The organism is Peptococcus simiae, from assembly GCF_046569735.1.
In the GTDB taxonomy this organism is placed as follows: Bacteria; Bacillota; Peptococcia; order Peptococcales; family Peptococcaceae; genus Peptococcus; species Peptococcus simiae_A.
Genome location: NZ_JBKICG010000015.1, coordinates 49,794 through 56,305, shown reverse-complemented (window position 1 = coordinate 56,305; position 6,512 = coordinate 49,794). Strand labels below are relative to the sequence as shown.

Genomic DNA, 6,512 nt, shown 5'->3' with positions numbered 1-6,512 from the left:
TAAGACAACTATGCTAACACACTTACACTATAGCACATGTTCATAGTGTCTTTTAATGTCGTTTAGTGCCTTGCCATGCAATTTGTGTAAATACCTTAAGTCGTACCCCATCCGCCTGGCGACTGTCTCCCACTTATAGCCATCAACGTAACGCAAGTGTAGCAACCATATCAGCCTATTGTCCTCTAGGCTATAGATCATATCACAAACTTCCTTGCGCAATGCATTTGCGTGCTCAATGCGTTCCAGAAGCATTGACTTTAAGTCGACCATATCCGACACAATATCGGCTATATCTCGATTACCATCACCCCTTGGCATGTCAGAGAGTTCAACATCCATCCGAGTTGCTTCAGCTCGTAATGCCAAAATTTGTTCATAGCAAGACTCCATCTCGGCTGTAGCTACTCGATACTGCTTAAGGTATGCCTTGACCAAATTATTTATGCAAGAAAACAACCAACCGTAGAAAACGGACAGATCGCTGTTGTCCAAATCCAGGGACCTGATGACTTCCAGCCACAAGCCTACCTTAAAAAAGTAAAAATCACCGGCACCACCGCCCAGCTCATCAGCCTAAACAAAGCCTACGACACCATCACCGTGCCGCTCGACGAACTAACCGTTCTCGGTACTGTTATTTAACTATTTATAGTCCTACATACTATAGATATTTGTTAATCTTTTACTGGGTTAAAAACATTGTACCGCAAAAGGACTGATATGACCTTTTTACTTTTACACAATTATATGGACTTTATCAATTTGACAAATGGAAGTCTATAAGCGCACCTCCATCTACTTATCCATGAAAATACGCCCTGCTTCATTGCTAATGAGGCAGGGCGTATTTTTTATTTTCTTAGCTAGTGATAAGCCCTTCCCCTCACGACCTTAATCGACCACCGGTGCCTTGTCATCGACAGACCGTAGAATGGCCTGCTCGGCGCTGGGGTAGAGATGGTCGCGGCCGATGATGTCTAAAAAGCCGCTCCGTTCCAGGTAACGCATGACGGCCGGCTGGACGCTGGAGACAGACAGCTGGGTCCCTTCTCCTTTTAGCTCCTCAGCCAGCTCCATAAGGGCCTGGACCCCTGACAGGTCAATGACCGGCACCCCCCGCATGGAGAGGATGATGACATCGCTATGGGGCATGGTCCGCAATTTATCCTTGAGCCGGTCGACGACCCCAAAGAAAAGGGTACCGGTGATATAAACCACCCGGACTTCATTGATATCGGGCACCCGGTCCAGGCCCATACCGATTTCCTTGAGCCGGGCATTGTCCACGTCGGCAATATTGATTTCCAGCCGGCTCATCCGGGCCACAATGAGGACCAGGGAAAAGACCACCCCGATGATAATGGCCTGGGTCAAGTCTAGCAGCACCGTCGCTGCTAAGGTAATAGTGAACTTGGCAATGCCGCTTTTAAAGCGGTGGGAAAAGATAAAACGGATATTGGCCCAGTCATTCATCCGCCAGGCGGTGACCATAAGGACACCGGCCAGAGCAGATAGGGGGATGGCAGACATGACCGGCGTCAGAATAAACATAGATAAGAGTAAAATAAGGCTATGGATAATCCCGGTGAGCCTGGTCCGGCAGCCGGACTTAATGGCCACTGAGGTCCGGGCGATGGCTGCTGTCGCCGGAATCCCCCCAAAGAAGGGGATGACCAGGTTCCCAACACCTTGAGCGACCAACTCCCGGTTGCTTTTGAGCCGTTCATCAGTCATCTTTTCAGCTGAAGCCCCACAGAGAAGGCTTTCTACCATGCTAAGGAGGGCAATGGATAAGGCTGGCATCATATACTTAGGCCAGGCCAGGGGGTTCAAATTGTCCAAGGTCAGCCGGTCATTTAAAAATAAGGTCCGAGGAATTTCCCCGACGACCGGCACATCCCAATGAAAAATCCCCTGAAAAACCAGCACTGCCACCAGAGCGATAAGGCTGGAGGGCACGACAGCATTCCACTTTTTAGGCCAGGCAACCATAAGGAGGATAACTCCCAGGCCGATGGCAGTGGTTTGCAGATCTGGTAGGGCCCCGGTTTGGACATAGGAGGCCACTTTTAAGAGGGCCAGGTCCCCTTCTGATTGGAGACCAAAAAAATTATCAAGCTGGCCTAGGGCAATGACCGCCGCTATACCTGAGGTAAAGCCGGTAATGACCGAAGAAGGCACAAAGGCAATAATCCGGCCCAGGCGGAAAAGCCCGGCTAAGACAAGAAGGATCCCTGCTAAAAAGCCGGCCACCAGGACCCCGGTGAGCCCCTCTTTGGCCACCAGGGATAGTAAAATAGCCATCATGGCCCCAGTCGGTCCGGATATTTGATAGCTGGCCCCGGACAGGCTGCTGATGACCAAGCCGCCAATGACTGCCGTCACCAGGCCGGCGGCAGCCGAAGCCCCGGCGCCGACCCCGAAGGCCAGGGCCAAGGGCAGGGCCACCGCTGCCACGGTAATACCGGCCATAACATCCTGAGAAAAGGCCGCTCCATTATAGCCCCTAAACTCCCGCTTAAGGTCTTCGATGTATTCCCGGCCAAGGGTAAAAGCATAAGGTTTTCGCAATCACTCCACTCCTCTTAATTATTGAAACGTGTAGAATACAAACAAGGCAGACTATTTCTAGTATCCCCTATTTAAGGGAAAAAAGCAAATGATAGCCATATCATGGTGAAAAAGCAAACAGATTCATATGACCTCTTTACTTTTACATAAGTATATGGACTCTATCCACTGCCGAATATCTGTAACTTATAACAATAATGACAAAGCCCATCTTTTTCAAGATAGGCTCTGCCTGTTCAAAAGGTTATTTTATAATATTTTTCTACTCAAATACGAACTATTTTTCTAACCTATCTAAATAACGATTAGTCATAACGACCCACTGGGCACGAGTGACAGGCCCCTGCGGATCAAGATGACTGGTATCCATACCCCGCAAAAGTTCAGCTTCAAGAGCCCATTCAACCGAATCTTTTGCCCAAGGGGAGGGGGTATCAACAAAGGTAGGCACCTGAATTCCTACGACAGCAAAATTTGCCTTCTGGGCCTGGTGGTAGTTCTTCAAAAGAGCGGCAGCTTCTTCCCGCGTCAAATTTATCTGCGGGGAAAAACAGTCTTGACCTGTGCCATTAGCAACGCCTGTCACCTTAGCCCAAGCAACCGGTACGGCATACCAGTCCCCAGGCACTACATCCTTAAAGGACTTTCCTTGACTGACTTCAGGTTGATTAGCCATACGGTATAAAATACTTACAGCCATGGCCCGAGTCATTGTCTCATCTGGAGCGAAGCAATCCGAACTGATACCTGAAACCCGTTTTTCTTGGCTGGCACGGTTAATATCTTTAACCGCCCAATGTCCTTTTATATCTTTAAAGCTTGCTTCTGGTTTTTCGCTATTGATGAAGAGCTTGTCAGAATCATAGATTGGGCTTCCGTTTACAATAGTGGCTTTAACAGGAATATCTTTAATTTTGGAAGGATCAATTTTTAAAGGATTGGCTCCTAATATAGTCAGATCGGCTCGTTTTCCTACCTCAATGGAACCAGCAACGTCTTCTTCTCCATTGGCATAGGCCGCATCCAAGGTCAGGGCCTTGAGCGCCTCAGTAGCTGTAATGCGTTGGTCAACAGAGCGATATTTCTTGTCTTTATCATATGTCGTGGTAAAAATATCCCGACCACTGTAGGATTGGCGCATCACGGCAGTTTGCAACATCAAAAGAGGATCGACAGGAAATACCGGTGCATCGCAGTGAAGACTAAAACGTAAATTTTGGTTGGCTGCATCTCGGGTTGGGCTCATACGTGCAGACCGGTCTGGTCCAAAATAAATATCCCAGTGTCGATCACCGAGAAAATACGGGTGCATGATTAAGAAGGACGGGATAGCGCCTATACGGGCCATTCTCTCATATTGTTCTTCTCTAGAAAACTGGCTATGAATGACTACATGGCGCATCGGAGCCAGAGGTTTGCGTAATATGCCATCCTTAACTCCTTGATCAACCCTTTCATAAGCATCAAGAAGGTCATCAATAGCTGCATCTCCATTCGCATGGATATAAATTCGATTAATGCCCTTCTGGTGAGCATCAACAACAAAGTCAATGAGCTTTTCTCTAGGCATTCTTGGATAAGCTTTCCAACCTTCGTCATATTCACCTAAAGTATAGTATGGATCGGTTAAATAAGCCGTTCTTAATTGCGGTGAACCATCATCAAAAGCTTTCAAACCGCCAATAGCAATCATGTTATTTTGTCCACTGTATTTTGTCATCTCGTTACCATTTTTAGTTTTTTTCATTAGAGATGAGAGATCATCGGCCTCATTAAAATTAAACCAGTAATTAATATGCTGCTTCACGTAACCTTTTTTAACAGCATCAAGATAGAGGTCATACCATTTGGTCCCATTACCCTCGTTAACAGTGGTAATGCCAGCTTTGGCATAAATATCGCTGGCAACAGCCAATGCCTCAAGTTGATCCTGATAAGTAGGCGCTGGAATAAGTTTAAATACAAGGTTCATAGCACTTTCCCAAAGTTGCCCATTGGGGTTACCGTCTTTATCACGACCGATTTGACCACCTTCCGGATCCGGCGTATCCTTAGTGATGCCTGCCATTTCCAAGGCCTTATGATTAACCACCGCATTGTGGCCAGAAAAATGTGTGATATAAATGGGATTATTTGTTGAAGCTTTATCTAACTCATCAGCTGTTGGATGACGTTTTTCAACCATCTCACCGTCATCATACCGACTTCCTATAATCCATTCATCGGGCTCCGATGCTTCAGCTTTATTTTTTAAAGCTGAAATCAGTTTATCCATATTATTAATATTACCGACAGGTGGTGCATTAAGTCCTACCTGAGTATGCCGTTCTGCACCGGTTTTATAAAAATGGCTATGAGCATCATAAAATCCAGGAATCAGCGTCTTACCCTTTAAATCAATAACCTGTGCTTGGGAACCAGCTTGGGCTTCCAAATCAGCCAGCTCACCCACAGCAATAATCTTGTCGCCTTGGCAGAGAACAGCTTCCGCTGTTGGCTGCTGGCTGTTGACAGTAATAATGTCACCACCTTTGTAGAGAGTTAGGTCACTACTGGAAACAGCCTTAGCAGTGCCGGGGAAGCTAACGCCGAGCACGAGGATCAGGCTGAGAAGAAAGGCCATCGCCTTCTTCCATCGTCGTTTTTTAATCATGATACCCTCCTTGACAAGCGAAAAATTATGTAATCTATAAAAAAATAATATACTCCCGTCCGCTTATCTGTCAAGCATTTTTTGACTTTTCCGATAATTATTGACATTAAACTTTAATACAGTGGCTCCCTAATAGTGGGCAAAGATAAAAAGCCTACCGAACCCCCTTTATAAATACGCTGCAAGATCCTCCCTAGTTAACATGCCTGCGTGTATAGCAATGACCTGCATGCAAAAACCGGCAATTGGCATAGAAGGCTCTTCCATACCAATTGCCGGTTGAACACTTCCTAAAGGGTGGACTTTCGCCCCAAGGAAGATCATTTGTTTGAGCAGGCCTTACTAGGCATGCAAGGTTCAGCAAGTCATGACTTGCTACTTCTTTTTCTTGTTACTCAGCTTCTCAGCTGCCCAAACAAAGTAGGCAGCCATTTGGTTGTATAAAAAGGGGGCCTCTTGTAAGGCCAGGTAGTATTCCTCAAGGCTTCCGGGTTTAAAGGCGTCAATATCTGTGTGAAGAAATTCCAAGTCCCCTTCCAGCATATTCGCTATAAAGGTCTTTGTATCCTTATTGGCGCGGAGTAATTTCGTTAATATTTGGTTGGCCTTGGTGAAGTTCCCCAGCTTATAGTATAAGACGGACAGGGGGAATAGTAGCTGGGTATCATCGTAGTCTTTATACTCCCGGTAAAGCCCCTCCGCTTTTTCAATATCTTCAAAATAGGCGTATAGGGCCATGGCCATATATCGGACGCCTAGGTTATCGCCTACACATAGGTTCAGCATTTTTTCCGCTTGGTCTACAGCTTTTTTCATCATCCCTAGGTCTACCAATAAACCCATGTAGACAGCCAGGGCCCGCATATAGGGCCTGGTTTCCAGGACCAGCCAAAAGTCACCAATGTTTTCATCACAATATATGCCTTCTTCAACCAGCTGGGCTTCTCCCTTGGCGATGGTTTTTTCCAGTTTTTTGAGCAAATCAAAGGGTGATTTGGCCATGAGGCGGTCTTTATAAACCAAGGCGTCCAGGTTGTCTGGTGCAATTTTCAAGGCTTTTTTAACCCACTTCAAGGCTTCTTGCTCACTATCAGCTTGGTCTGCCCTCTCCATAAAGTCATAAAAGTCGTCTAACTGGGAATGATGACTCAAGCCTTCTAGAAGTTGTTGATAGAAGAGGTCGTCATCATCCGGGGGTTCCTCTGGCTTATTCAAAAGTGCAGTGATATCAATTAAGTTATCTTCTTTCATGACAAGCTCCTATGCTAAAAGTAAGCCAAATCCA

General features: G+C 46.3%; 4 protein-coding genes. 1 reads left to right on the top strand and 3 read right to left on the bottom strand.

Annotated elements, in window-relative coordinates; all coding sequences use genetic code 11:
- Nucleotides 1-372: 372 nt before the first annotated feature.
- Nucleotides 373-645 carry a LexA family protein gene (locus ACLGL1_RS07265; protein ID WP_411008038.1) on the top strand — a complete coding sequence of 91 codons (273 nt, stop codon included), beginning with the start codon at nucleotides 373-375 and terminating at the stop codon, nucleotides 643-645.
- Nucleotides 646-894: 249 nt separating this feature from the next.
- Here the strand turns inward: ACLGL1_RS07265 and ACLGL1_RS07260 are convergent, their stop codons facing one another.
- The 3 genes from ACLGL1_RS07260 to ACLGL1_RS07250 form a co-directional block, all read right to left on the bottom strand.
- Nucleotides 895-2,574: a SulP family inorganic anion transporter gene (locus tag ACLGL1_RS07260; protein ID WP_411008037.1), complete on the bottom strand. Its 1,680-nt coding sequence runs from the start codon at nucleotides 2,572-2,574 to the stop codon at nucleotides 895-897.
- 277 nt (nucleotides 2,575-2,851) lie between these two features.
- The gene (locus ACLGL1_RS07255; protein ID WP_411008036.1) at nucleotides 2,852-5,227 is read right to left on the bottom strand and encodes an amidohydrolase family protein; all 2,376 of its coding nucleotides are present in this window, start codon (nucleotides 5,225-5,227) and stop codon (nucleotides 2,852-2,854) included.
- A 375-nt stretch (nucleotides 5,228-5,602) separates the two neighbouring features.
- Nucleotides 5,603-6,478 carry a hypothetical protein gene (locus ACLGL1_RS07250; RefSeq protein WP_411008035.1) on the bottom strand — a complete coding sequence of 292 codons (876 nt, stop codon included), beginning with the start codon at nucleotides 6,476-6,478 and terminating at the stop codon, nucleotides 5,603-5,605.
- Nucleotides 6,479-6,512: the final 34 nt, after the last annotated feature.